This window comes from Aeromonas sp. TECH754 (assembly GCF_056279295.1).
The window spans coordinates 1,496,292-1,522,626 of sequence record NZ_JBWBRA010000001.1; the positions used below are offsets into that span (position 1 = coordinate 1,496,292).

Sequence of the window (26,335 nt, forward strand, 5' to 3'; positions counted from 1 at the left end):
GCCAGGCAACCGCCTGGCTTTTGCGTTTCGATGAGAAAAACACTCCTTCTGTTTGGTGCGCTGCTGGCCTTGCCGCTGCGCGCCGCCGTGCTCCCCCTGTCGTCTGAGACTCAGACGTATGTCGATTCACTCAGCAAACTGACCTTCTGCTATCCCAACCTGCAGCGTCCACCCTATCTGGAAGCTCAGGGCGGCCTGCTCATCGATCAGATGCAACGGCTGGCGCAGCAGCTGCCAGTACCGCTGCATTTTGACAAGTTGCCCAACTGGTCCGCGGTGGAGCAGGGGCTGCTCGACGGACGTTGCGACCTCATCCCCCATATCGGGCCCTCCATGCAGACACTGCCTGGCATGGCGCTGAGCCGGGCCATGCTGGAGGCCGAGTCCGCCATCCTCTATCAGGGCGAGCTTGAGCACGCCACCTTCCTGGTGTCGCCCATCTGGCAGGCGCAAGAGACCCTGAAGCGGCTCTATCCCCAGTCATCCCAGCAGGAGCTGACCGATGCCGACAACTGGTACGGGGCGCTGATCGCAGGCAAGGGCAGCGCCTATCTGGGGGATTATCTGCAACTGCGCTACCTGATGCGCGAGTACCCGGATGAAGGGCTGCGTCTGCGCCGCCTGCGCAGCGACGATCTGGTGATCGGCTACCGGCTGATGATGCGAGACAGACCCGAATTGCTGCAGCTGATGGACACGGCGATCCGTTATCTGCCGCCGGGCAGCCTCTATCGGGATCTGGGGCGCTATCTGCCCCAGAGCGAGCAGGACATCAACCCGCTGCACTTTACCGACAAGGAGCAGGCCTGGCTTATCGGCAACGCCCGCACCATCAAGCTGGTCGCGGATCCCGGCTTCATGCCCTACAGCGGCGTCAATCAGCAGGGGGATCTCATCGGCTGGAGTGGCGATGTGCTGCGGCGGGTGAGCCGGCAGACCGGGCTGGATTTCGAGCTCATTCCGGTGGCCAGCAAGGAGGAGGCGCTGGCCAAGCTGCGCAGCGGGGAGGCCGTCATGATGGCCGGTCTGCTGGAGTCCCCGGCGCTGGAGGTGGAATTCGACTTCACCCGTATCGTGGCCATGAGCCGTTACGCCCTGATCAGTCGCAAGCGTATCGCACATCAGTCCCTTGCCGAGGTCCAAGGCAAGGTGGTGGTGCCCAGGATGCTTTATGACACCAGCCTGCTTGCCCACTTCGGGCAGCATGAGTGGATGGAAGCGGACGATCTGGAGCAAGGATTGGCGGCGGTGCAGGACGGCAAGGCGGAGGCCATGCTGGCCGAGCTCTATCAACTGCAGTATCCGCTGCGCAACAACCTGTTGAGCGAGCTGACCATCAAGGAGTTGCCTCAAACCTTCGGGCTGGGGTTTGCCATCCGCCCTGATCAACCCAGATTGGCGGGGGTGATCGAGCAGAGCCTGATGACCATCAACGAGCGGCAGGTGGACGAGCTGGTCCAGCGCTGGCGCCGGCTGATCCTTACCCAACAGGAGGGGGTCAGCTACGGATTCTGGCTCGGCTCTGTGTTGCTGGCGCTGCTCGTCAGCGCGGCCGTGATCTGGTCTATCTGGCGCTCTCGTCAGCAACTGGCCCAGGAGGCGCGGGAGCGGCGCAAGGCCGAGCAGGCGCTGGCGCTGGAGAGCAAGTTCCGTGAATCTCTGTTCCAGGCGCTGCCGGTGCCGGTGTTCCTGCGCAATGCGCAGGGCGAGATCATCAAGCGCAACAAGCGGGCCAAGCGGCTGGAGGCACGCTACTCTGCCGCGCTGGCTCTGCCCGAGCCCCAGTTGCAGGGGGCGGAAGGGGAGTTTGCCCTGCGCGAGCAGATCTTCTCCTATGCCCAGATCCCGCTGCGGTTGGGGGATCAGGCGCCGGCCGGCGATCTCATCGCCCTGTCCGACATCAGCGCCCTGCGCGAGCGTACCCGCCTGTTGCGCCAGGCGGAGCGCCGGCTGCGGGCCCTCACCAATACGGTGCCCGGGGTGGTGCTCCAGTTCACCCTGCACGGGGGAGCCATCTCCCGGGTGGAGTTTGTCAGTCGCGGCAGCTACGAGCTGCTGGGGCTGGCCAGCCAGCAGATCCGGCTCAATCCCAACGAGACCCTCACCCGGCTGGCCCATCAGGACCGGCGGGAGATGCGGGCGCCCATGCTGGCCATGTTGCAGATGGGGCGCCCCTTTGCCCATCTGCTGCGCTATCGCCATCCGACCAAGGGGACCTGCTGGCTGCAGTTCTCCGGTCGGGGCCGTCGTCAGGGAGAGGGGTGGCGCATCTATGGGGTGGTGCAGGATGTGACCATCCGGGTCGAGCAGGACAATGCGCTGCAGATCTCCCACGAGCAGGCCCAACAGGCCGTGCTCGCCAAGGGGCGTTTCCTAGCCGCAGTGAGCCACGAAATACGCACCCCCATGAATGCCATTCTGGGGCTGCTGGAGTGGCTCGATCAGACGGCGCTCTCGCCGGAGCAGGCCTCGGCGCTGACCCATGTCAGGCAAGCGGGCAACGAGCTGCTGGGGCTGCTCAACGACGTGCTCGATTTTAGTCGCAACGAGACGCGCCAGCTGCGGCTCTCCCCGCAGCCAACCGATCTGGTGGAGCTGTGCGAGCACGTGGCGGCGGTGCACTGGTCCAAGGCGCGCTCCAAGGGACTGCAACTGCGCCTCGCGCTCGATCCCGCGCTGCCGGCGCTAATGGAGCTCGATCCCCATCGGGTACAACAGGTGCTGCACAACCTGATCTCCAATGCCATCAAGTTCAGCTCGGCTGGCGAGGTGGTGATATGGGCACGGCGCCAGGGAGAGTGGATTGGCTGCGGGGTGGATGACGAGGGGCCGGGCATCAGTGCCGAGTTGCTGCCCCGGCTGTTCCTGCCCTTCGAGCAGGGGGAGGCGCCGGGCCAGATCCGGGCGCAGGGCACCGGCCTCGGGCTTGCCATCTGCCGCCAACTGATGGAACAGATGGGCGGGAGCATCGGGGTCGAGTCTCTGGCCCGTGGCGGCAGTCGCTTCAGCTGCACCTTGCCCCTGCGTCCTCTGCAGGAGGACTCTCCCTGGCAGCCAAGGGTGCGCGAGATCTGCCTGCAATTGGCGGGCGAGGAGCTCGATTACATGCGCAGCTGGCTGCGCGAGGTAGGCGTGACGGAAACACCGACAGGGCCCTGTCTGAGCGCCATGGTGGATGAGCGGGGTCTGCGCCACTGGTATTGGCAGGAGGAGCCCTGGCTCCCGGGCTCGGTGGTGACCCTGCTGCAACCCAGATTGAGCCAGGGGCCCGAGGAGATGGTCAGTCTGCCGGGGGCCGGCATGCGCGTCCTGCTGGTCGAAGATCACGAGGTGAACCGGGTGCTGATCAACATGCAGCTCAGCCAGCTGGGGGCCCGGGTACTGAGCGCTGCCAACGGTCGTCTGGCGCTCGAAATCTTGCAGCACGAGGCGGTCGATCTGGTGCTGACCGACCTGCAGATGCCGGTGATGGATGGCGCCGAGCTGTGCAAGCAGCTGCGAGACAGCGAAGCCTGGCAGCATCTGCCGGTCTATGTGATCACCGCCGACTTGAGCGAACAGGCGGCGGAGCGGCTGGCGGAGTGCGGTTGCCATGGCCATCTGGACAAGCCGGTCCTGCTGAACGATCTGGCCATCCTGCTGCGCAGCGTCTCCGGTCAGGGGGGCGAGTTGCCTATCGTGCAGGAGGAGACCGTCGCTGGCTGGTCCGAGAGCATGCTGACTCCCCTCAGCCGCGAGCTGATCAGCCTCTATCTGGCATCGACCAGGCAGGATTTGGCCGACATTGAGCGCTGTGTCACACAAGGGGACGGCGTGGCCCTCAAGACGGCTTTACACAAGATGAAGGGGGCCGCCAAAATGGTGGGGGCCAGCCCGCTGGTGCAGGTCATCGAGACCTGGCAGCAGGAGCCTGAACACCCCCTGGTTGAGCCGCTGACAGATGCCGTGGAAGAGGTCTGTCGGCAACTGAACAAGAGAGCATGAGATGATCATCACAGAGGAAGAGTTGTTAGCATTGCTGGAGGAGGACGTGAGCCTGGAGTCACTGTTCCATCCTGTCAGCATCTATGCCCTGGATGCGGTCTCCTATCAGGCTGTAAAAGCGGCGGGCGTGCCTGCCTATGCCAGCCTGCATCGAAGTCAACCAGACCCCGACTGGCGCTGGGAGGGGGGATTCACCGCCAGTGACATCGCCCTGTTCGATCCGGCGGCCCATGTCGGAAAGCCCTATGCCCAGCAGTTGATGACGCCGGGGCGGGGGATCTATCAGATGACGGATCCCTGGTTGGCGGGACTGCAGGAGCGAGAGCAGCGCTGGCGCACCTGGCTGGCGGGACTGCGGGTGCTGTTGCTGGAGGATCATCCCTTCCAGGGCGCCTGCATTGCGCAGGAGGTACAGGGACTGGGTTTGCCCTGCCAATGGGTACAGGATGGGGACGCCTGCCTCAATGCCCTCGAAGGGGGGGAGGTGGGACTGCTTATCTGCGATCTCAGCCTGGCGGAGCAAGATGCCATCAGTTTGCTGATGGGTCACCCCCAGTCCTGTCGCAATGGACTGCCCATCATCCTGCTCTCCGCCCACGATCAGACCCTGATCGACGGTGCCCGCCGCCTGCTGCACGATGCCGGTTTCAACGTGCTGGCGGCGCTGGCCAAGCCGCTCAAGAACAACGATCTGCTGCGTCTGCTCAAGACGCTCTACCTTGGGCCGCAACATCCGCTCAGGCTCAACGGTTTGAAACGCACCATCCGCAGCTGGCAGGGGGACTCGCTCGGCCAGTTCGGCGTGCTGGCGGATGCCGCCGCATCGGGGCTGCCAATCTGGTTGGCCGTGAGCGGGCTGCCTCCCCATTGGGATCAGCTCAAGACGTGGCTGGAGCAGCATGGCCGGCAGGCAGTCGAGTTGACTCTGGTGGTTCACAAGCGCGATCAGGTGCTGAGCCAGGCGGATCGCTTCGCACTGGCGTTGCAGGCCAGCATGGCCGGAGGGGGCCTGGCACTGCTGCTCGACAGTGGCCAGCACCTGCCCTTCGATGAGTTGGAGCGGCTGCCGTTCCAGTACCTGCTGCTGGGACAGCATCTGCTGCCGGAGCTGGAGGCGATGGCGGCGGACTCCCTGTTGAGCCGCTTCATCGGCCGCGCCAGGGAGCTGGGCATCGCCCTCTATCTCGACGATCCCTTCAACGTACAGGATGTCGCCCTCTGGCAGGATCGCGGCATCTCGGGGCGCTGGTGACACGTTATCTGTGCTGGCCGGCCGACGAGGGGCGTCTGCGGGCGGGGCTGGCGGGTTGGCATCATCCCGCTAGCCGGAGCGCTCTGCCCATCATGATGGGGGTCGGCGGGCGGGATTGCTGGTTGCGGGAGCTGGCGGGTTACGATAGCACCTTGCTTGAGGCCGCCTACGCCGCTCAGAGCGAGCAGAGCCTCTATCTGCGCTTTATGCGCCCCAAGTTGGCCCCCAGTGCCGAGCAGGTCGCTTTTTTTGTCGATTATCCCCGCGCCCCCCAGATTGGCCTGCTGCTGACCGATGTCGATGGTGTGCCCCTGGCCATGGCCCAGTCTATCCGGCGCCGGTTGCACCCGGATCGGGCCGAGTTCTCCTGCATAGTCGCAGACCACTTCCAGCATCGCGGGGCCGGACGGCGCATCTTGCTGGCGCTGGCACTGCTGGCTCATGGGGAGGGGATCCGGGAGTGGACCGCCGAGGTGCTGAGCCAGAATCGCCCCATGCTGGCCCTGCTCAAGGGGTTGGGCTTGCCGTTGACCCTGGTGACGGGACGAGAGATGGTGTTTGTCAGGCTGGACTTGAGTGTGCTCGACAACCAGAGCGACCGGCTGGCCTAATACCAAGGGCGAATGTGCCTGCCTCGCTCCCTGTGCTAAGGTCAGGCTGTCATTCGTCGGAGGAAATCCACCATGGTGCAGTCAGCCAAACATATCGTGATCCTCACCGGCGCCGGCATCTCGGCCGAGTCCGGCATCAAGACATTTCGAGCCAGTGATGGCCTGTGGGAAGATCACAGGGTTGAGGATGTCGCGACGCCGGAGGGCTATGCCCGGGATCCCGTGCTGGTGCAAGGCTTCTATAACGCCCGCCGTGAACAACTGCAAAGCGCCGAGATCCACCCCAATCCAGCCCATTACGCCCTGGCCAGGCTGGAGCGTTTGTTGCCGGGGCGGGTGACTCTGGTGACCCAGAACATCGACAACCTGCACGCCGAGGCGGGCAGCAAGAACCTCATCCACATGCACGGGGAGCTGCTCAAGGCCCGTTGCCCGGTGTCGGGTCAGGTGATCGAGTGGCGCGAGGATCTTCATCAGGATGAACTCTGCTCCTGCTGTCAGCTGCCCCAGCCGCTGCGCCCCCACGTGGTCTGGTTTGGCGAGATGCCGCTCGGGCTGGACAGGATCTACAGCGCCCTGGCCCAATGCGATCTCTTCATCTCCATCGGTACCTCCGGGGCTGTTTACCCGGCGGCCGGTTTCGTGCATGAGGCCGGGCTCAACGGGGCCCATACCATTGAGCTCAATCTGGAGCCGAGCGAGGTGGGCAGCCAGTTTGACGAGAAGCGCTACGGGCCAGCATCCGTGCTGGTGCCGGCCTTCGTGGATGAGCTGCTGCTGCAGCTGGGTGTGCATCAGCCCAAGGTTGTGCCGGGACACAACTGGATGGAGATGCGCGGCCAATAACTATTGTGTAACAACACGGTTGCAATGGTTTAATGAAGTCGCCACACTGACTCGTAAAATCCCGAATGCAGCTGGCGCGACCCAAGATGCGTATCTCCAAGTACTGGTTTCCTTGTTTATTGCTGGCACTGATCACCTTCGGCGCCCAGGCCTCTTCCCCCCTGCTGCAGCTGGTGCTGGCTGACAAGCGGGTCGTCAATCTGGACGAGGCGGCGCTGGCCGCCTTGCCCCAGACCGAATTCAAGACGCAGACCCCCTGGACCACGGGCACCCACAGTTACCGTGGCCCGACCCTGGCATCCGTGCTGGCGGCACAGGGAGTCGAACATGCCAGCCTTATCGAGGCCACCGGCCTCAACGGCTATCAGCAGCAGCTGGACCTCTCCTTGTTCGATCAGGTGCCGCTGGCACTGGTGCGCTATCAGGATGATCGGCCGCTGACGCGCCGCAACAAGGGCCCGCTCTGGCTGCTGATGCCCTTCTCGGCGTATCCCGAACTGGACTTGTCCGCCATCCACAGCGGCATGGTGTGGCAGCTGGTCCGCATCGAGGTCATCAAGTGACTCGTCGCCAACGCCACAATCTGCTGCTCGCCGCCATCTCGATCTCCTTCCTGTTCTCCTCCGTCTGGGGTCTCTACCTGCAGAGCCGGCACGAACAGCTGGTCGACATTTTCTACCGCAACACCCACTGGAATATCAGCCAGGCCATGCTGGAGTCCCAGCGCTTCCTCTACGATCTGCGACTCTATCGGGCGGGGCAACTGGACATGGCAACCCTGAACCTGGATTACGACATGCTGTGGAACCGGCTGGATGTGTTTCTGGTCAGCAGCGAGACCGCCGATGCGCGTGCCCGTCACGGGCTGGGCGAGGTGCTGGCCAAACTGTTCGATCAACTGAAGCTGCTGGAGCCCCAGATGCAGGCAGGCGCGCTGCGGGAGGGAGAAACGCTGGACCGGATCCAGGCCAATCTTGCCGAGCTGACCCGCCAGGTGGAGCAGATCGGGGAGCATATCCTCTCCGGCCAAGAGCGGGAGGCGTCGGTCAACCAGATGCGCCAGAGCCTGTTCTGGCTCCAGATCTGGCAGCTGATCCTGCTGCTGACGGGGGGCATACTGGTGCTTGCCCTGATTAAAGCGAACCTGCAAAACCGTCGCCTCTCCCTGCTCGACCCCATGACGCGGCTGGGCAATCGCCGTGCCCTACAGGCGCAACTGAAACAAGCCTTGTTGAAGAACCCGGCCTCAAGTCTGGTGGTGCTGGATCTGAAGCGCTTCAAGCAGGTCAATGACCTGCTCGGCTATCAGGTCGGCGATCGCCTGCTGCAGACGGTCGCCGCCAAGCTGCGGCAGGCCCATCCGGGACGGGCCTGCCGCCTGGGGGGCGATGAGTTTGCGGTGTTCCTGACCGGCGATCAGGCGCAGACAGAGCACCAGATGGGCGCCTTGCAAAGCCTGTTGCAGTTCGAGTTTGTGACTAGGGAGAGCAGCTTCGCGCTTGCCTGCCGCTTCGGGGTAGCGCAAGCGACAAGGGGGATGGCCGGCAGCGTGTTGCTGGAGCAGGCCATCTTGGCGCTCAATCAGGCCAAGCGGGACAATGCTGCTCTCGTCTGGTTCCAGCCCGGAATGCAAGCCGCCCTGAATATGCATCAACGTCAGCTGCACCAGCTGCGAGGCTGGCTGGAAGGGGCCGCGCCATCACCGCTTGAAACAGTGCAGGATGAGCTGGAGGACGAGCAGGGAGAGCGGGTCGCGGCCATCAGCCTGCGTTGGCGGGCAGGGGGCCAGGTGTGCGACATGGGCTGGCTGCAGGAGCGTGGCATCCTGGGCCCCGTGGTGGCGCGGCTCTTGGCCGATTCAACTGGTTCGCTGCCGTTGCTTTTCAGGCTGCAACAGCAGGCGCAGCTGGCCCATGTGCTGGCCTATTTACCGGCGCAGCCCGAGGGATCGCTGATCCTGGCATTGCCGACCCTGATGCCGGATGCCGTGCTGCTGGCGCAGGTACGCCAGAGCGGTTGCCTGCTGGCGTTGGGTGAGCTGGGTAGCCATGCGCCTGAACTCCTGCAGACCGGTTGGCCGATCCGCTACTGGTTGCCAGCGCCCTCCGAGTTCGAGGCGCTGTTGCAACCCCTGGCGACCTGGCTGGCATTGCGGCGCTTGGGCAGGGTCGACTCGGTGCAAAATGAGGTTGGCGTGGCCTGATTTCAAACTGTGTATGGAGAAGTGAGAAGGGCGGCCAATGGGCCGCCCTTCTTATCTTGCGCAAGCTTCTCTTGCTCGTCTGTTCGTCTTTTCCTCTCCGGCTCAGTCGAGCAGAGAGTGACGAGGGAAGGGGGCGCAGGAGTCTCTGATCACCAGGTCCGGGTCGACGGTGATCATGTGATTGTCGATGGTCTCACCGTTGATCCGCGCCAGCAGGCGGGTGACGGCGAGGCGTCCCAGCTCCTCCTTTGGTTGATTGACGGTGGTCAGCGGCGGCGACATGTATTTGGCCAGCGCCACGTTGTCGTAGCCGACAAGGGAGAGATCCCTGGGGATGCTGAGGCCGGCGCGATGAGCGGCGCTGATGACCCCCATGGCCATCATGTCGTTGCACACGAAGAGCGCACTCGGGCGCTCGGGCAGAGTCAGCAGACGCACCATGGCATCGTGGCCGCTGGCACAGTCGAAATCCCCCTCCTGGATCCAGGCCGGATTGATGGCAAGCCCCGCCTCCTGCATCGCCTGGACGAAGCCGGCAAGCCGCTGATCGGCAGGGGCCCGGCTGCGGGGGCCCGTGATGCAGCCGATATCGCGATGGCCCAGCCCAATCAGGTGACGAGTGGCAAGATAGCCCCCCTGATGGGAGTTGTCGGCGATGAGATCCACCTCGCGGCTCTCCATGCCCCAGTCCATCACCACCACCGGCAGGCTCTTGAGCCAGTCGAGCTGGTTGAACACCTCCTGTTGCCCCTCGCTGCACATGATGAGCAGGCCATCGACTCGCTTGCGCAGCATCATCTTGAGGTAGGAGAGCGCCGTCTCGGCCTGGCCCTCGGTGTTGCCCAGCATCAGGTTGTAGCCCTGCTCGAAGCAGTAGCGCTCCACCCCGCGCACCACCTCCGCGAAGAAGGGGTTGCTGGAGGTGGTGACCAGCATGCCGATGCTGTTGGTCTCCTTCACCTTGAGGCTGCGGGCCACCAGACTGGGGGCGTAGTTGAGCGCCTGCATGGCGGAGAACACCCGCTCGCGAGTCTCCTGTGCCACGACGCGGGTCTCGTTGATCACGTGGGAAACCGTGGTGGTGGAGACGCCCGCCCGCGCGGCGACCTCCTTGATGTTGGCCATCAGTGCCCCAGCTGGGTGTGGGCGAGCAGGAAGGCATCCACCTCGGCCTTGGCCGGGATGGAGCTCTGGGCGCCGAGGCGAGTGACCGACAGCGCCGCCGCGCCGTGGGCGAAGCGCACGGCGCTATTGAAATCCTCTCCCGCGAGCTCGGCCGCCAGCAGGGCGCCGTTGAAGGTATCGCCTGCCGCAGTGGTATCGACTGCTTCCACCTTGAATCCAGGAACAAGTCGCTGTCCGGCATCGTTGCTGCAATAGACCCCCTGGGAGCCCAGAGTGATCATCACCTCCCGGATCCCCATCTGGTGGAAGCGAGTGGCGGCCTCGCGGGCACTGGCCTCGTCGCTCACCTTGACGCCGGTCAGCAGCTCGGCCTCGGTCTGGTTGGGGGTGATCATGTCCACCAGCGCCAGCAGATCGGTTGACAGCGGTTGGGCCGGCGCCGGATTGAGCACCACCCGGGTGCCGTGGGCGCGGGCGAGACGTGCCGCTTCGAACACGCTGTCGAGCGGCACCTCGAGTTGCAGCAGCAGGGTGTGGGCGTTGGCAATCATGGCCTCGTGACGCTGGACCATGGCGGGGCTCAGGGCGCCGTTGGCTTCGGCGGAGATGCCGATGCTGTTCTCTCCTTCATCGCTCACATAGATGATGGCGATGCCGGTGGGGAGTGTCTCATCCTGCTCCACCGCGCTCACGTCGATGCCGTCCCGGGCGAAAGCGGCCTTCATCTGGTGACCGATGGCGTCGTCGCCGACCCGGGCGATAAAGGAGACGGAGGCGCCGAGGCGGGCGGCGGCCACCGCCTGATTGGCACCCTTGCCGCCGGGCACGACCTGATAGCTGTGGCCGGTCAGGGTCTCACCGGGACGGGGAAAGTGGGGGACGCGCAGCACATGGTCCGCATTGACACTGCCGAGGACGACGAGACGATTCATATTGGTTACTCCTGATGCATCTTGGCTTGGATACTCGGGCCGTGGCACCCAAGCCGAGAGGCATGTGAAGAGGAAAGGGGGAGGCGAGCCTCCCCCCTGTCAGACTTACTTGCTGACGATTTGCAGCGGGACCGGGATGGATTGCTCCACCGGCTGGCCCTTGAGCACCTTGTCGGCGGTTTCCACGCCAATGGCACCGATCAGCGCCGGCTGTTGGGCCACGGTGGCGGCCAGTTTACCCTTGGCCACGGCAGCCTTGCCATCGTCGGTGCCATCGAAGCCGACGATCATCACCTCTTTGCCGGCCGCTTGCACGGCGCGGATGGCACCGAGCGCCATCTCGTCATTCTGGGCGAATACCGCCTGGACGGTCGGGTGCGCCGCCATCAGGTTCTCCATGACGTTCAGGCCCTTGGTGCGATCGAAGTCGGCGGGCTGGGAAGCCAAGACCTGCAATTTGTTGGCGGCCACGGCCAGGGCGAAGCCTTCGCCACGGTCACGGGCGGCGGAGGTACCGGCAATCCCCTCGAGCTGGATCACCTTGGCGCCACTGCCGAGCTTCTCGGTGATGAAGTCACCGGCCAGCTTGCCACCGGCCACGTTGTCGGAGGCGATGTGAGCCTTGACCTCACCCTGGGCGGCCCCGCGGTCCAGGGTCAACACCGGGATGTTGGCCTTGTTGGCCAGACGAATGGCGTTGCCCACGGCTTCGGAGTCGGTCGGGTTGATCAGGATGGCGTTGACCTTGCGCACGGTGAGATCTTCCACGTTGGAAAGCTCCTTGGCCGGATCATTCTGGGAGTCCAGCACCACCAGCTCGTAGCCAAGCTCCTTGGCCTTGGCTTCGGCCCCTTCCTTCATGGTGACGAAGAAGGGGTTGTTGAGGGTAGAAACCACCATGGCCAGCGTCTGATCGGCGGCTTGGGCGGTGCCCAGCACGGACATGATGGCGGCGGCGAGCAGGGTATTGAGCTTTTTCATCATTTCATTCCTTGTGTGTGGCAGGGTCTAGGTTGTTATCGATTGCTTTTGTTATCGATCATCACGGCGAGCAGGATCACGCTGGCCTTGGCGATCATCTGGTAATAAGAGGAGACGTCGAGCAGGTTGAGGGCATTGTTGAGGAAACCGATGATGAGTGCCCCTATCAGGGTCCCCATGATGCGGCCCTTGCCCCCCATCAGGCTGGTGCCCCCCAGCACCACGGCGGCGATGGCATCGAGCTCGTAGCCCATGCCGGCGGTCGGCTGGGCCGACGACAGGCGGGAGGTGACGATGAGGCCTGCCAGGGCGGAGAGCGCGCCGCACAGGCCGTAGACCGCGAGCTTGACCCGCGCCACGTTGATGCCGGAGAGGCGGGTGGCCGACTCGTTGCCACCGAGGGCGTAGATGTAACGGCCAAGGCGAGTGTGGTTGAGCATGAACCAGGCCAGCAGGAAGACGATGGCCATCAGCCAGACGGGGGCCGGCAAGCCAAACAGGTAGCCGGTGCCGAGCCAGGCGAAGTGATCGGCGCCGTCGCTGAAACCGGTGGAGATGGGGCGCCCCTCGGTGTAGACCATGGTGATGCCGCGCAGGGCCGTCATGGTGACCAAGGTGGCGATGAAGGCCTGCACCTTGCCCTTGGCGATGATGAGACCGCTGATGCTGCCAAGCAGGGCGCCGGCACCCAACGTGAGCGGCACCACCAGCCAGATAGGCAGTTCCATGGCGACCATGGTCGCGGCCAGGGCGCCGCACAGGGCCAGCACCGAGCCCACCGAGAGATCGATGCCACCGGTCAAGATGACCAGCGTCATGCCGACGGCGATGATGGCGTTGACCGAGGTCTGGCGCAGTATGTTGAGCAGGTTGTCGGCGGTGAAGAAGTTCGGGCTCAGGAAAGAGACCACGCCGATCAGCACCAGCAGGGCGACCAGGGACTTGTTCTCTATCCACCAGCTCTTGCTCATGATGCCGCGGCGGGGAAGGGTTTGGGTTGTCATTGCTGTGCCTCTTGCTCTGCTTGCCACTGTTTACCCACTGCCGCCGCCATCAGTTTCTCCTGATTGGCGTCCTGGGCCATGAATTCTGCGCTGATGCGCCCTTCGTGCATCACCAGGATGCGATCGCTCATGCCGAGCACTTCCGGCATCTCGGAGGAGACCAGGATGATGCTCATTCCCTCCTTCTTGAACTGGTTGATCAGCTGGTAGATCTCTTTCTTGGCGCCCACGTCGACGCCGCGGGTCGGCTCGTCGAGGATCAGCACCTTGGGCCTTGTCAGCAGTCCCTTGGCGATAGCGACCTTCTGCTGGTTGCCGCCGGAGAGCAGCTTGATGAGCTGATCCTGGCTCGGGGTCTTGATGTTAAAGAGCCGCACATAGTCGGATACCGCCTGGCGCTCCGCCTTGCCGTCGATCCTGCCCCCCTTGTTGAACTCATTGAGGGCGCAGAGGCTCATGTTCTCGCGTACCGACAGCTCCAGCACCAGTCCATCCCCCTTGCGATCCTCGGAGATGTAGGCGATACCGGCGGCCAGGCCATCGGCGGGACTGCGCGGCACCATGGCTTTGCCATCCACCTGGATCTGCCCATCCGCGATGCTATTTGCGCCGTAGATAAGCTTCATCAGCTCGGTGCGCCCCGCTCCCATCAGGCCGCTGAAGCCCAGGATCTCGCCCTGACGCAGGGAGAAACTCACTCCGCGCACGCCGGGGCCTGCCAACTCTTTTACCTGCAGGCTGATGGGGCCGAGTTCACGGTCAAGGCGCGGGTACTGCTCCTCCAGCCGGCGACCGACCATCATCTCGATGATCTTGTCCTCGTCCAGCTCGCTCACGGCCTTCTCGCCGATCCACTTGCCGTCGCGCAGCACGGTGACCCGATCGCAGATCTGGAAGATTTCCTTGAGGCGATGGGAGATGTAGACGATGCCGCAACCCTGCTCGCGCAGTTCGCGGATGACCGCAAACAGCTGCTCGGTTTCGGTGTCGGTGAGGGCGTCGGTGGGTTCATCCATGATGATGACGCTGGCCTCGAAGGAGAGCGCCTTGGCGATCTCCACCATCTGCTGCTCGCCGATGGAGAGATCCCCGAGCCGGGTGTCCGGCCCGTGCTTGACCCCGAGTCGGGACAGCAGGGTGCTGGCCCGCTCGCGCAACTGCCGGTGATCGATATTGCCAAAACGGGTACGCGGTTCGCGGCCGAGGAAGATATTGGCGGCAATGGAGAGCTCAGGCAGCAGGTTCAGCTCCTGGTGGATGATGCTGATGCCCTGATCCTGGGAATCGCGTGGTCCCTTGAAGTGGACCGGTTGGCCGCGATAGCTGACGCTGCCCGCGTCGGCCTGATAGATGCCGGTCAGCACCTTCATCAGGGTGGATTTGCCGGCGCCGTTTTCACCGAGCAGGGCCATCACCTGGCCCGGATAGACTCGCAGGCCCGCCTCATCGAGGGCGCGCACGCCGGGGAAGGTCTTGACGATCCCGCTGAGCTCGAGGATGGGCGAGGAGGCTGAGGAGGTTGTGCTCATAACCGCTTCCTTTGAGGGTTTAGAACGCCACGCCGGCGCAGAGGATCAAGTTGGCATAAGGGGTGACTTCGCCGCTGCGAACGATGGCCTTGCTCTGTCTGGTACGTTGCTTGAACGCCTCGTGGGAGCCGTATTCGATGGTGATGGGCTTGCCCTGGGCCGCCGCGTGCGCCGCCAGCTGATCGAGCAGGGCCTGATGGGCGTCGGGGCTGATCAGTTTTATCTCGCTCGCCATGATCACCTTTTCCACCACCAGATCGGTGAGCAGGGCGAGCAGCACGGTCTGCAGGCTGGGGGTCCCCGCCATCAGCGCCAGATCGATACGCTCCGGCCCTGCCGGGATGGGCAAACCGGCATCGCAAACCGTGATCTCGTCGGTGTGGCCCATCTGTGCCAGCACGGCACTCAGGGGAGCATTGAGCAGTACGCCTCGTTTCATACAACACCTCAACGGGTTGGTCCCGCACATGGTTATTCTACATGGCAACCGGTTACGCAACCGGTTGCGTCTTGAGGCGAAAGATAGGCGCTTACTGTTAACGGGTCTAGCAACAGATGATGAAAGTGTGAAAACGATCTCAATGCGGGAGGATGCCAAAGGCAAAGCGGGAGCCAGAAGAGCACAGGCTCCCGCGCATAAGGGACTAGATGGCGAGGACCTGCCGCACGGCGGGGCGAGCCAGCATCCGATGGGTGTGCGCCGCCACCCTGGGGAATTCGTCGATGGCGACGCCGTCGCTGGCAAGCCAGCTGGCGACCACGAACAGATAGATATCGGCCAGGCTGAACTGCTCACCCAGCACCCAAGGACCGGCCAGATAGTGGTGCTCTATCTGGTCGAAACCGTCGCGCATGTTCTGCGGCATCTTGGCCTGCATGGCGGCCATGGCCTGCTCGTCATCGGCCCAGCGACCGGGGCGGCGACCGTGGGCGTGGGAGACGTGCACCGTGGAGGCGAGGAAGCTGTTGACCTCCTGCATGCGGGCCAGCAGGAAGGGATCGTCCAGGGGGGCGAGCCGTGCTGCCGGGAAGCGCTGGGCCACATAGAGCAGCAGGGCCGGGGTCTCGGTCAGTACGCCCCGCTCGGTGACCAGGGCCGGCACCCGTCCCTTGGGGTTGATGGCGAGATAGGCGGGGGAGCGCTGCTCACCGGCGGCGAAGTCGAGCGACTTGATCTGGTGCGGGGCGTCGGCCTCTACCAGGGCGATGTGGACCGCCATGGCGCAGGTGCCGGGGGCGAGATAGAGCGTCAGATCAGACATGGCAATTTTCCTTGTGAACGAGAGATGCGGTAAGTCCGGTTTCGCCGCGTGGGTAAGCGGGTGGGCCTTCGGCATCCTACCCCCATGTGTCGCCGGGGCCAAGGGAGGGTTGTTCGAGTCGCTACCTGGGTCCACTCAAGGCTCTGCAGCCGTATGGAAAAACTGAACACCTCTCAGTGAAATCAATGGCTTTCTGAACAGAAGATAACAGGAAAAACGGCTACGCATGCCCGGTCAAATCGCTATAATGTGCCACCTTGGATCAGTCGCTTTCGATGTTGGATAGTCAATTGAGTAATAAAATGCGGATCGGTGGAACCCTCGAACAGTCCCTCAGCCAGGGATATCGTCTGGACCTGCAAGGGGTGTTGAAAGAGGGCTGGCAACAGACCCGCCGCACCGGTTTCGGCCTGGCGCTGGCCATCGGCGGTGTCATGGCGATCTGGATCCTGCTGAGCAACCAGCTGCTGGCGCCCTATGTCAGCCAGGAGGGTGACATGGACATGGCGCTGGTGATCAGCCTGCTCATCACTGTCATCATGTCCCCCATGACCTCCTCCCTCGACATGCTGGGATTGCAGCAATCGGTGGGGGTACGGGCCCGTCCGAACCAGGTGTTCGACTTCTTCCGCCACTTCCTGCGTCTGGGTAGCCTGAGCCTGCTCGGCAGCCTCATCACCAGCCTGTTTGGCCCGCTGTTCGAACTGGTGGGGCTGCCGGTAGTGCTGGCCTTCATCCCCTCGGCCCTGGTCGGCATGGGGTTGGTGTTCACCGTGCCGCTGGTGCTGGAGCGCGGCCTGTCGCCTGCCCAGGCCATTCTGGTTTCTCTCAAGCTGTTTGCCCGTGGCTGGCCCAGCATAGTGCTGCTGCACGGCGTCATGATGGCGCTGTTTTTCCTGGCTCTGATCCCCATGGGGCTGGGGCTTATCTGGGTGGCCCCCCTCTATTTCAACTGCAAGGGGATCCTCTATCGGGATCTGTGCGGGATCGCCGTCGAGGTGACCGAGGTGAGCGATCAGAACCCCGAGGCGGGCCCCGATCATTTCAATGCATGAATCATGCGTGACGCAAAAGGATGGCACATGAAGCGGTTTCGATACGGCGCGGCAGCAACCTTGCTGATGCTGCCGGCCCTGGCACTGGCGCAACCCTCTCTTGAGCTGCAATACGGCACCTTCTACAGCCAGATGAAAACCTTTGCCAAGGGTGAGTTTGGTCAGGCCCGGCTGGGATTTTATCTGACCGATCCACAAACCGGCCAGCGCTGCACCCTGATCTCGGCCCGGGTGACGACCCCGGATCGGGAGGTGGCGGCCGAGGTCACGGTCGACAGCGAACTGCGTCTGCCCTATGACGACGACCTCAACCTCGACAAGGCCAGCGTGATGGTGGCCTTGGGCGAGCCCCACGAGCGCTGCGATCTGTCGGTGCAGGTGATGGCGGATGCACCCGAGGGGGGGATCGAGGTGAGCGCCTTGCTGGCGGGTCAGCAAGACATGCAAGCGCTGCTGGACAAGCTGGCGGGCATGATCGGCAAATACTTCCTGCCTGCCATGGAGGGGGTACGGATAAGCCTGGCGCAGCCAAGCGGCACCGCCTATCTCATCGATGGCGAGCGTCGGCAGACCCTCCCTTGGCAACAGGGGCAACTGCTGCTCGGCAACGAACAACTGGCCGATTATGCGGCGGGCAAGCTGCAACTTGAGGGCGAGATCCTGCGCCTCACTCCCTGGCTGCACAAGCAGTGATGATGCCGGATAGGTGAGACAGCGGATAATGAAAAAGGAGCGCCAGGCGCTCCTTTTTCATTGCTGCATGATAGCGCCAACGCGGGTTAGCGCACCTCGATCACGTCCAGCATGTCCATCTCGTCGATGTTGAGCAGGGGCGCGGTGGGTAATTCGGGCGGATCGAATGCCTTGTCGCCGCCATCTATGATGCCGGAGTCGCGGTTGATGCTCTTGAAGTCGAACAGCTTGTGATCGAGCAGGTGGCTCGGGATCACGTCCTGGATGGCGGTGAACATGGTCTCGATTCGGCCGGGGAAACGGCGATCCCAGTCCTGCATCATCTGCTTGATGGCCTGACGTTGCAGGTTCTCCTGCGAGCCGCACAGGTTGCACGGGATGATGGGGAAGGCCTTGACCTCGGCGTAACGCACCAGATCCTTTTCTTTGCAGTAGGCCAGCGGACGGATCACCACGTTCTTGCCATCGTCGCTCACCAACTTGGGCGGCATGGATTTGAGCTTGCCACCGTAGAACATGTTGAGGAACAGGGTCTCCAGAATGTCATCCCTGTGATGGCCGAGGGCAATCTTGGTGCAGCCCAGCTCCAGGGCGGTGCGATAGAGGATGCCACGGCGCAGGCGGGAGCAGAGGGAGCAGGTGGTCTTGCCTTCCGGTACCTTGTCCTTGACGATGGAGTAGGTGTCTTCCTCGACGATCTTGAAGTCGATGCCGAGGGTGGCCAGATATTCTGGCAGCACGTGCTCGGGGAAGCCGGGTTGTTTCTGATCCAGGTTGACGGCCACCAGATCGAAATGGATGGGGGCGCTGGCCTTGAGGCTCATCAGGATGTCGAGCATGGCGAAGCTGTCTTTGCCGCCAGACAGGCACACCATGATCTTGTCACCCTCTTCAATCATGTTGAAGTCGGCGATGGCCTGACCCACGTTGCGCCGCAGGCGTTTCTGCAGCTTGTTGAAACTGTATTTCTCTTTGGCGTTAAGCTCTTCGTGCATGGCCTCAAACCCGGGACAAAAATAAGCGGCTTATTATAGCCATGTCCCGGGGGAGGGCAAGAAACGCTTATGCCGGATGGCGTCTGTCATCCACCGGACAGCTGTAATCGTCCGGCTTGAGGATCAGAATGTCGCAGTTGAGCCGATCCACCACGTGCTCGGCGGTGTTGCCGAGCAGGGCGGCGGAGAGGCCGGTGCGGCCCACGCAGCCCATGATCATCAGGGTGGCCTTGAGGCTGTCCGCCATGTCGGGCAGCACTTCCTCCGGCAACCCTTCGGCGACTCGGGTCCACATGTGGCCGATGCCGAACTGATCGGCGTGCTCGCGCAGCAGATCCTCGTGATGTTTGCGAATGGCATCGTTATAGGCGTTGGGATCGAACTCGGGCAGCTCGATGGCCACGTTGACCGGGGTGCCCGGATAGGTGTTGACCAGATAGAGGTTGGAGCCGAGCAAGTCGGCAATGGAGGTACCCTCGCAGGTGATGCGCTCGTTGAGCACCTTCTGCTCCACATCGTCGCTGGAGCAGTTGATGGCGGCGATGATGTTGCCGCCGCGCTGCCAGTGACCCTCCTTGACCAGCAAGACGGGACAGGGACACTTGCGCAGCAGGTGCCAATCGGTCGGGGTGAAGATGAAGGTCTGCAGGAAGGAGTGCTTGTGGGTCGCCTTGACCACCAGATCGTGGCGCTGGGTCAACACTTCCTGGATCACGCACTCGAAGGGGCGATTGTGCCACAGCACCTTGATCTCGCACTCGAGCCCTCTTGCGCGATAGGGCCGCAAGATCTCGTCGAGCCATTCTCTGCGCTGGGAGATGACGCCGTGACGCATCTCTTCCCGCTCATCCACCGACAGCATGGCGGTCATCTCGTACGAGAAGTCGTAGATGGTCAGCAGCAGAGTCAGCTGGGCGCCCTCGTCCAGCTCGGCGACCTTGACCGCCCGTTCGAGCGCAATCTGGCGCTCCTCTTCGGGGTTGATCACCACCAGAATGTTTCGGTACTTGACCATGTTCTCCTCCTTGGCAAAAAGCCAATGATGGCAACTCTTTAGCTTTTACAGCTTAGTCCAAGGGGGAGAGCGAGAAGGTGTGCCGGATCAAATTTCGGGTCAAACCGATCCGGCTGGGGATAAATTGTGCGGGGCCGCAGATCAGCCGCAGGAGGGGCGGGTTGCACCGGCCATGACGCCAAGCGCCACGTGATCCAGCACAGTGATGTACTTGCCCTTGACGCTGATGAGGCCGGATTTCTGGAAGCGGCCGAGCAGACGGCTGATGGTCTCGACGGTGAGACCAAGGTAGTTGCCGATGTCACCACGGGTCATGGAGAGACGGAACTCCTTGGCGGAGAAGCCGCGCTCGGAGAAGCGCACCGACAGATTGTGCAGGAAGGCGGCGAGACGCTCTTCGGCATTCTTCTTGGAGAGCAGCAGGATCATCTCCTGATCCCCCATGATCTCGCTGCTCATCAACCGCATGATCTGTTGACGGAGCTTGGGCATCTTGCCGGAGAGCTCATCGAGCACATCGAACGGAATTTCGCACACCATGGCGGTTTCCAGCGCCTGGGCGAAGGAGGGGTGTGCCTGCTTGTGGATGGCGTCGAAGCCGACCAGATCGCCCGCGAGGTGGAAGGCGGTGATCTGCTCGTCACCCTGTTCGGTGATGGTGTATGACTTGATGGTCCCGGAGCGGATGGCATAGAGCGATTTGAGCTCATCACCGGCCTTGAACAGTTCCTCACCCTTCTGGATCGGCTTCTTGCGTTCGATGATGCTGTCCAGCTGATCGAGTTCACTGTCGTTCAGCGTGAAGGGGATGCAGAGCTGGCTGATGCTGCAATCCTGGCAATGAATTGCACAGCCACCGCTCTGAATACGTCTGCCAGGTTTCTTGTCCGGGATCATAGGCTCATATGAATAATTGATTTATATCAAACAAGTTTACCATCAACCCACCCGTTTTGGATAGGGTTTCAAAAGGATGCAATTCCAATCCAGAGGGTATGAAGCCCATAGGCGATGAGCAGCAGGGCCCCTCCCAGTCGCAGACTGCGCAGGGTCAGCCAGTAGCGCAATCTGTCTGCCAGCCCCCCCAATGCAAACAGGGTCGGCAGGGTGCCGATCCCAAAACTGAGCATGATGAGCGCCCCGCCGCTGGCGGAGCCCGCCGCCGCACTCCAGGTCAGCATGGAGTAGACCAGACCGCAGGGCAGCCAGCCCCATACCATGCCAAAAGGGAGGGCCTGCAGAGCTGAACGGAAAGGGATGAACTTGCCCGCCAGCGGCTTGATATGGGGCCAGAGTCTCGCGCCGGCCCGCTCCAGCAGCAGTATGCCTTGCCACCAGCCAGCGAGGTAAAGGCCGAGCGCTATCATCAGCAGCGCGGCGACCAGCCGCAGGCCGGCAATGGCATGCTTGCCGGCCCCGAGCTCACTCGTGGTGGCGAGCAATCCCCCCACCAGGGCACCAGCAATCACATAGCTCAGGATCCGGCCAAGGTTGTAGTTGAGCAGGTAGCCCAGCCTGCCCCAGAAGTGCTGCTTGTCAGGCGGAATGGCCATGGAGAGGGCGGCGGAGACGCCGCCGCACATGGCGATGCAATGACCCGAGCCCGCCAGTCCCACCAGCAGGGCTCCCATCAGATCAAGGCTGCTGATCATCGCTTTCTTTGTTCTGCTTCTTGTTCACCTGCGGCTCCTCGTCGAACAGGATGTTGGAGCCTTGGCGATCCAGGTCTTCAAATTGCTCGGAGCGAATGGCCCAGAAGAAGACGACCCCGGCGATGATGACAAACAGGATGGCAATGGGGATGAGGACGAAGATGATGTTCATGATGCAGGCCTTGCGGTGGGGATCGTCATGATAAACCAGGACAGGGTGGATGCTCCCGTTTCATTTGACGGGCGGCGCTGGCTGTCTGGCGCAAGTCTCCCGGTTTTCAAGGGGCGGTTCACCGGTTCAGCCGCATGGAGTTGGTGACCACGATGAGGGAGCTCAGGGACATGCCCGCCGCTGCCAGATAGGGGGGGAGCCAGCCGCTGGCCGCCAGCGGCAGTACCAGCAGGTTGTAACCGATGGACCAGGCGAAGTTCTCCTTGATGATCTTGCGGGTGCGCAGCGCCAGGGTTCTGGCCGTCAGCAGACGGGAGAGATCATCGGCCAGCAGGATGGCATCGGCACTGTTTTTGGCCAGATCCGTGCCCCCCGCCATGGCAAAGGAGGCGTGGGCGCCCGCCAGCACGGGGGCATCGTTGATGCCATCTCCCACCATGATGCTGATGTCCCCTGCCGCTTCCCGCGCCTTGAGATAGGCAAGCTTGCCATCCGGTGTCATGCCTTTTACCAGCTCATCCACCCCGAGTTCGCGGGCCACCGTATCGGCCTCGGCCGAGCCATCGCCCGTGAGTATGGTGGTCTTGAGGCCGGCTGCCTGGAAGGCTGCAATGAGTTCCTTGGCATCGGCTCGCAGGGTATCGGCCAGGCTGAAGCGGGCCAGCAGCCGGGACTCGTCGGCCAGATAGATGGCAAGGCCGCCTTCCTGTTTGTTCAGTCCCTCATCGTCGACCAGCCCCAGCCAGCGGGCGCTGCCAATTCGATATTGGGTGCCCGCGATCATGCCCTGAATACCGTGACCGATGACCGGGGTGACCTCGGTGGCCGGCAGCAGCGCGGCATCATCGGTGGTCGAGCGTCTGAATGCACGGGCGATGGGGTGTTCGGAGTAATTCTCCAGCGTGCGGGCGATGGCGAGGCATTGGCTCTCGTCCATTTCGGCCAGCACCTGGGTGCCCGTCAGGCTGATATTGCCGGTAGTCAGGGTGCCAGTTTTGTCCATTACCACCCGGTTGGCGCGGGTCAGCACGTCCAGCACATGGCCACGGCGCAGCAGTATGCCGTTATGGGTCAAATTGGCAGTGGCCGAGGTGAGCGCGGTCGGGGTGGCGAGTGACAGGGCGCAGGGACAGGTGGCCACCAGCACCGCCAGGGTGACCCAGAAGGCCTGCTCAGGTTGATGGACGTGCCAGTAGGTCCAGACCGCGGCCGCGATGATGAGCAGCACCAGAATGAAGTGGCGGGAGAGCACATCGGCCAGCTGGGCGATGGCGGGCTTGTCGATGAGGGCATTGTCCTGCAGCCGCATGATCTGGGCGAGGCGCGACGCCTCTATGGGGTGGCTGACCCGGATCTCGAGTGGCGCGTCGGTGTTGATGGTGCCGGCATAGACCGGATCCCCCGCCTGCTTGAGCAAGGGCAGCTGTTCGCCGGTCAGCATGGCTTCGTCGAGGCTGGCGGTGCCTGTGAGGATGATGCCGTCAGCGGGCAGCGTAGCGCCGGCCAGCACCCGCACCCGGTCTCCCACTCGCAGGGTCTTGGCGGCCACCTCGTGCTCACCCTCCTCATCGAGGCGGGTCGCCATGATGGGCACCAGTCGCGCCAGGTTGGAGCTGGATTCGGACGCCTTGCGTCTGGCCCGCAGCTCGAGCAGACGGCCCAGCAGCAGGAAGAACACGAACATAGTGATGGAGTCGTAGTAGACCTCGCCGGTGTTGAACACCGTGGCCCAGATGGAGGCGACAAAGGCCCCGATCAGTGCCAGCGACACCGACACGTCCATGGAGAGGTGGCCCTGCTTCAGGCTGCGCCAGGCGCCGACGTAAAACGGCTGTGCCGAGTAGATCATGATGGGAGTCGAGAGCAGCAGGCTGATCCATTTGAAATAGATCATGAACTCCTCTTCCACACTGACGAATAGATCCATGTAGAGCGCCACGGCGCACATCATCACCTGCATTGACCCTAGGCCCGCCAACGCCATCCGGAACATGTAGCTGCGCACCTCGCGGGCGTAGAGAGCTTCCTGGCTGTGGGTCTGGAAGGGGTAGGCGCGATAACCGACCTTGGCGAATCCCTTGAGGATATCGCTTAAGGAGAGGCGGTCCGGATCCCACTTGATGCGGGCCCGGTGGGTGGTGGTGTTGACGTTGATGTAGTGCAGACCGGGCAGCCGGTTCAAGTGACGCTCGATGAGCCAGGCGCAGGCGGCGCAGGTCAAACCCTCCACACTGAGCTGGGCCTCGCGCACCCTGTGGCTGCCCGTGGCGCTGTCGGTGACAAAATCCTGCTGCACTTCGGCCAGATCGTAGTGGCCGAGGGCGGCCAGTTCGCTCGGCACCAGCTCTCCCTTGATGCCGGGGGCGGTGCGATGTTCGTAATAGCTGGCGAGACCGCATTCGAGAATGGTTTGGGCCACGGCCCGGCAGCCGGGGCAGCACATGGGTTGCACTATGCCCTTGATCTCGAGGCCATAGTCGCCACTGCCATTGGGCACCGACTCACCACAGTGAAAACAGCCGGTCATGGTATTGATTCCTCCTTGAGATGGCGATCCTGAGCGAAGCAAGGGTTGGTCGTGGATGGGAAGGGTTTGACGACCAACTCATGAGGGGGCTTATCGCCCCTTGGGATCCAGCTCGACGGGAGCCTTGGTCGGCAGTTGTACGGTTTCTTGCAGACGCCACTCGTGATCGAAGGCATCGACCCGCAGGTGCCACTTGCCGGTGAGTGGCTTGTCCAGCAGCAGGCGATAGACGCCGTTGCCGTCGGCCGTCATCAGGTGCTCGCTGTCCATGCCTGCCAGGGTTGGGTGGAACAGGGAGAGGTGCAGTGCCTGGCCGGGCGGAATTTCGCCGGCCAGCGGCTTCAAGGTCAGTTCGCTGCCGCTGACCGAGAGGGCGATGCGAATGCCCAAGGCCTCCGCACGATCGAACTTGCTGAGATCCTGATTGATCTCCTTGCCTTGCTTGTAATAATCCTCGGCCACCAGATTGACGCCGTCTTTGCTGGCGATGATGGCGGTGGCGATGCTCGCGACCACGGCGGCGCAGGGGAGGGCGATGATGAACCAGGGCCAGAATTGGCGATACCAGGGTTGGGTCATAGTGCTACCGAAACCTATGATTAACAAAATGGAGGGGTTTTAGCCAACACAAGATAACAAAAAGCCTCGAAGAGTCGAGGCTTTTTGCTGCGTAATCACGTGCTTATCACATGTTACTGCTTAGTTTGCTCGCCGTTGTGGGACAAGCTATAGACGTAGGATGCCAGCAGCTGGACCTTGTCTTCCCCCAGAATATCCTTCCAGGCGGGCATGACCCCATGACGACCGTGGGTGATGGTCTGCTCGACCACCTGACGGGAGCCACCGTACAACCAGGTGTTGTTGGTGAGATCCGGTGCGCCGAAGGCGATCCCGCCCTTGGCATCCGGGCCGTGACAGGCGGCGCACATGGCGAAGCGGGCTTCACCCTTCTTGGCTTCCACCAGATCGACCTTGCGACCGGACAGGCTCAGCACATAGGAAGCCACTTCCTTGACGCCGTCCTGACCCAGGATTTCACCCCAGGCCGCCATGATCCCCTGCCGACCACCCATGATGGTGGTCTTGATCTGATCAGGCTGACCGCCCCATTGCCACTCGCTGTCCGTCAGGTTCGGGAAGCCGCGCCCGCCACGGGCATCGGAGCCGTGGCACTGGGAGCAGTTCTGCAAGAACAGACGCTGACCCACCTTGCGGGCTTCCGGATCGGCGGCGATCTCCTCGATGGCGCGGTAGGTCTTGCCATCGGCCTGATAGGCCAGCTCACGGAACTTGGCCCCGTAGACGACATCGGCCTTGGCGAGCTCACGGTCATACTCGACCGCGCGCCCTTCTGCCTTGGCGGATGCCACCGCGGCCTTGGACTCTTCCAGCGAGCGAACGTCCTGGTTGGAGCTCTGCCAGCCCAGCAGTCCCTTGAAGTTGCCAAGACCCGGGAAGGCGAGCAGGTAGATGAGCCCGGTCACGATGAAGAAGAGGAACATATAGGACCACCACTTCGGCAAGGGGTTGTTGATCTCCTCGATGCCGTCGAAGGTGTGGCCCATGGGTTGACCTTCCTCGGTGCCCATCTTGTCCTTCATGCACCACATCAGCAGCAAGAAGCAGCCGATGATGGTGCCCAGACTTATGACGGTCACAAAAATGCTAAACAAAGTGCTCATTATTGCTTCGCTCCTGCGTTCTTGTTATCAGCACTGGGTTGCTCGTCGTCGGCAAAAACCAGGTTGGCAGCCTCGTCAAAGGAGGCCTTGCGGCGCTTGCTGTAAGCCCAGACGATGATGGCGATCATGATGATCATCAACAGCAGGGTATACAGGCCGCGAAATGTGCCGTAATCCATATCCCGACTCCTTATTTCAGGGCATGACCCAGTGATTGCAGATAGGCCACCAGGGCATCCAGCTCGGTCTTGCCCTTCACGGCTTCGCCCGCTCCCTGGATGTCCGCATCGGTATAAGGCACGCCGAAGTGATCACGAAACAGCGCCAGCTTCTTGCCGGTCAGCTCGCCGCTCAGCACGTTGGTCTCCAGCCAAGGGAAGGAGGGCATGTTGGACTCGGGCACCACGTCGCGCGGGTTGATTAGGTGAGCACGGTGCCAGTCATCGGAATAACGGCCGCCGACGCGGGCGAGATCCGGACCGGTACGCTTGGAGCCCCACAGGAAGGGATGCTCCCACACGCTCTCGCCGGCGACCGAGTAGTGACCGTAGCGCTCGGTCTCGGCGCGGAACGGGCGGATCATCTGGCTGTGGCAGACGGTGCAGCCTTCGCGGATGAAGATATCGCGTCCTTCCATCTGCAGGGCGGTGTAGGGCTTGAGGCCCTCCACCGGCTCGGTGGTCTGCTTCTGGAAGAACAGCGGGGTGATTTCGACCAGGCCCCCCAGGCTGATGGCAAAGATGATGCCGACCACCAGCATGGGAACGCTCTTTTCGAAGATCTCGTGACGATTATTGTTGCTCATGGGTTGACCT

At 62.7% G+C, this 26,335-nt stretch carries 25 protein-coding genes; 8 read left to right on the forward strand and 17 right to left on the reverse strand.

The genetic code is table 11. From position 1 onward, the window contains the following. Positions 1–48: 48 nt before the first annotated feature. From ACZ9IL_RS06565 to ACZ9IL_RS06590, 6 genes are all read left to right on the forward strand, one after another. A complete protein-coding gene (locus ACZ9IL_RS06565) occupies positions 49–3,984 on the forward strand; it encodes an ATP-binding protein (RefSeq protein WP_476005311.1) in 3,936 nt (1,311 codons plus the stop codon). A 1-nt stretch (position 3,985) separates the two neighbouring features. Next, a complete protein-coding gene (locus ACZ9IL_RS06570) occupies positions 3,986–5,236 on the forward strand; it encodes a response regulator (RefSeq protein ID WP_476002786.1) in 1,251 nt (416 codons plus the stop codon). Then, complete coding sequence (locus ACZ9IL_RS06575; protein ID WP_476002787.1) at positions 5,233–5,847, forward strand: GNAT family N-acetyltransferase; 615 nt, start codon at positions 5,233–5,235, stop codon at positions 5,845–5,847. The genes ACZ9IL_RS06570 and ACZ9IL_RS06575 overlap by 4 nt, the downstream gene beginning before the upstream one ends. Positions 5,848–5,919: 72 nt before the next feature. Further along, positions 5,920–6,693, forward strand: coding sequence for a Sir2 family NAD+-dependent deacetylase (cobB, locus tag ACZ9IL_RS06580; RefSeq protein ID WP_476002788.1), 774 nt, complete (start codon positions 5,920–5,922; stop codon positions 6,691–6,693). A gap of 86 nt (positions 6,694–6,779) precedes the next feature. Further along, complete coding sequence (locus ACZ9IL_RS06585; protein WP_476002789.1) at positions 6,780–7,256, forward strand: putative pterin-binding protein; 477 nt, start codon at positions 6,780–6,782, stop codon at positions 7,254–7,256. Continuing rightward, the gene (locus ACZ9IL_RS06590; protein ID WP_476002790.1) at positions 7,253–8,896 is read left to right on the forward strand and encodes a GGDEF domain-containing protein; all 1,644 of its coding nucleotides are present in this window, start codon (positions 7,253–7,255) and stop codon (positions 8,894–8,896) included. Before ACZ9IL_RS06585 ends, ACZ9IL_RS06590 begins: the two co-directional genes overlap by 4 nt. Positions 8,897–8,998: 102 nt before the next feature. Here the strand turns inward: ACZ9IL_RS06590 and ACZ9IL_RS06595 are convergent, their stop codons facing one another. From ACZ9IL_RS06595 to ACZ9IL_RS06625, 7 genes are all read right to left on the reverse strand, one after another. Next, complete coding sequence (locus tag ACZ9IL_RS06595) at positions 8,999–10,021, reverse strand: substrate-binding domain-containing protein (protein ID WP_476002791.1); 1,023 nt, start codon at positions 10,019–10,021, stop codon at positions 8,999–9,001. Continuing rightward, positions 10,021–10,953 carry a ribokinase gene (rbsK, locus tag ACZ9IL_RS06600; protein ID WP_476002792.1) on the reverse strand — a complete coding sequence of 311 codons (933 nt, stop codon included), beginning with the start codon at positions 10,951–10,953 and terminating at the stop codon, positions 10,021–10,023. The genes ACZ9IL_RS06595 and rbsK overlap by 1 nt, the downstream gene beginning before the upstream one ends. A gap of 105 nt (positions 10,954–11,058) precedes the next feature. Continuing rightward, positions 11,059–11,934, reverse strand: coding sequence for a ribose ABC transporter substrate-binding protein RbsB (gene rbsB / locus ACZ9IL_RS06605; RefSeq protein WP_476002793.1), 876 nt, complete (start codon positions 11,932–11,934; stop codon positions 11,059–11,061). A 35-nt stretch (positions 11,935–11,969) separates the two neighbouring features. After that, positions 11,970–12,938 (reverse strand): ribose ABC transporter permease, encoded by a 969-nt coding sequence (gene rbsC, locus ACZ9IL_RS06610; protein WP_476002794.1) that lies wholly within the window; start codon positions 12,936–12,938, stop codon positions 11,970–11,972. Next, entirely contained in the window at positions 12,935–14,467 is a 1,533-nt protein-coding gene (gene rbsA / locus ACZ9IL_RS06615; RefSeq protein WP_476002795.1) for a ribose ABC transporter ATP-binding protein RbsA, read from the reverse strand. Before rbsA ends, rbsC begins: the two co-directional genes overlap by 4 nt. 19 nt (positions 14,468–14,486) lie before the next feature. Continuing rightward, complete coding sequence (gene rbsD, locus ACZ9IL_RS06620; RefSeq protein WP_476002796.1) at positions 14,487–14,906, reverse strand: D-ribose pyranase; 420 nt, start codon at positions 14,904–14,906, stop codon at positions 14,487–14,489. A 205-nt stretch (positions 14,907–15,111) separates the two neighbouring features. Next, positions 15,112–15,729: a glutathione S-transferase family protein gene (locus tag ACZ9IL_RS06625; protein WP_476002797.1), complete on the reverse strand. Its 618-nt coding sequence runs from the start codon at positions 15,727–15,729 to the stop codon at positions 15,112–15,114. 302 nt (positions 15,730–16,031) lie between these two features. Here ACZ9IL_RS06625 and ACZ9IL_RS06630 point away from each other — a divergent pair, with 302 nt between their 5' ends. Then, positions 16,032–16,784, forward strand: a complete 753-nt coding sequence (locus tag ACZ9IL_RS06630) for a hypothetical protein (RefSeq protein WP_476002798.1) — start codon at positions 16,032–16,034, stop codon at positions 16,782–16,784. A 27-nt stretch (positions 16,785–16,811) separates the two neighbouring features. Beyond that, complete coding sequence (locus tag ACZ9IL_RS06635) at positions 16,812–17,477, forward strand: DUF2987 domain-containing protein (protein ID WP_476002799.1); 666 nt, start codon at positions 16,812–16,814, stop codon at positions 17,475–17,477. Between the two features lie 86 nt (positions 17,478–17,563). Here ACZ9IL_RS06635 and ttcA read toward each other — a convergent pair whose 3' ends face one another. The 10 genes from ttcA to ccoO all read right to left on the reverse strand — a co-directional run bounded on the left by ttcA (position 17,564) and on the right by ccoO (position 26,325). Beyond that, positions 17,564–18,472, reverse strand: a complete 909-nt coding sequence (ttcA, locus tag ACZ9IL_RS06640) for a tRNA 2-thiocytidine(32) synthetase TtcA (protein ID WP_476002800.1) — start codon at positions 18,470–18,472, stop codon at positions 17,564–17,566. Positions 18,473–18,539: 67 nt separating this feature from the next. Next, a complete protein-coding gene (gene uspE / locus ACZ9IL_RS06645; protein ID WP_476002801.1) occupies positions 18,540–19,487 on the reverse strand; it encodes a universal stress protein UspE in 948 nt (315 codons plus the stop codon). Between the two features lie 141 nt (positions 19,488–19,628). Continuing rightward, positions 19,629–20,384, reverse strand: a complete 756-nt coding sequence (locus ACZ9IL_RS06650) for an FNR family transcription factor (RefSeq protein ID WP_476002802.1) — start codon at positions 20,382–20,384, stop codon at positions 19,629–19,631. 68 nt (positions 20,385–20,452) lie between these two features. Next, a complete protein-coding gene (locus ACZ9IL_RS06655) occupies positions 20,453–21,139 on the reverse strand; it encodes a sulfite exporter TauE/SafE family protein (protein WP_476002803.1) in 687 nt (228 codons plus the stop codon). Further along, a complete protein-coding gene (gene ccoS / locus ACZ9IL_RS06660) occupies positions 21,123–21,311 on the reverse strand; it encodes a cbb3-type cytochrome oxidase assembly protein CcoS (RefSeq protein ID WP_476002804.1) in 189 nt (62 codons plus the stop codon). Before ccoS ends, ACZ9IL_RS06655 begins: the two co-directional genes overlap by 17 nt. A gap of 118 nt (positions 21,312–21,429) precedes the next feature. Continuing rightward, positions 21,430–23,838 carry a heavy metal translocating P-type ATPase gene (locus tag ACZ9IL_RS06665; protein WP_476002805.1) on the reverse strand — a complete coding sequence of 803 codons (2,409 nt, stop codon included), beginning with the start codon at positions 23,836–23,838 and terminating at the stop codon, positions 21,430–21,432. Between the two features lie 90 nt (positions 23,839–23,928). Continuing rightward, positions 23,929–24,417 (reverse strand): FixH family protein, encoded by a 489-nt coding sequence (locus ACZ9IL_RS06670; protein WP_476002806.1) that lies wholly within the window; start codon positions 24,415–24,417, stop codon positions 23,929–23,931. A 113-nt stretch (positions 24,418–24,530) separates the two neighbouring features. After that, positions 24,531–25,520: a cytochrome-c oxidase, cbb3-type subunit III gene (gene ccoP, locus ACZ9IL_RS06675; protein ID WP_476002807.1), complete on the reverse strand. Its 990-nt coding sequence runs from the start codon at positions 25,518–25,520 to the stop codon at positions 24,531–24,533. After that, positions 25,520–25,699 carry a cbb3-type cytochrome oxidase subunit 3 gene (locus ACZ9IL_RS06680; protein ID WP_033131822.1) on the reverse strand — a complete coding sequence of 60 codons (180 nt, stop codon included), beginning with the start codon at positions 25,697–25,699 and terminating at the stop codon, positions 25,520–25,522. Before ACZ9IL_RS06680 ends, ccoP begins: the two co-directional genes overlap by 1 nt. A gap of 11 nt (positions 25,700–25,710) precedes the next feature. Continuing rightward, positions 25,711–26,325: a cytochrome-c oxidase, cbb3-type subunit II gene (ccoO, locus tag ACZ9IL_RS06685; protein ID WP_476002808.1), complete on the reverse strand. Its 615-nt coding sequence runs from the start codon at positions 26,323–26,325 to the stop codon at positions 25,711–25,713. Positions 26,326–26,335 lie beyond the last annotated feature (10 nt).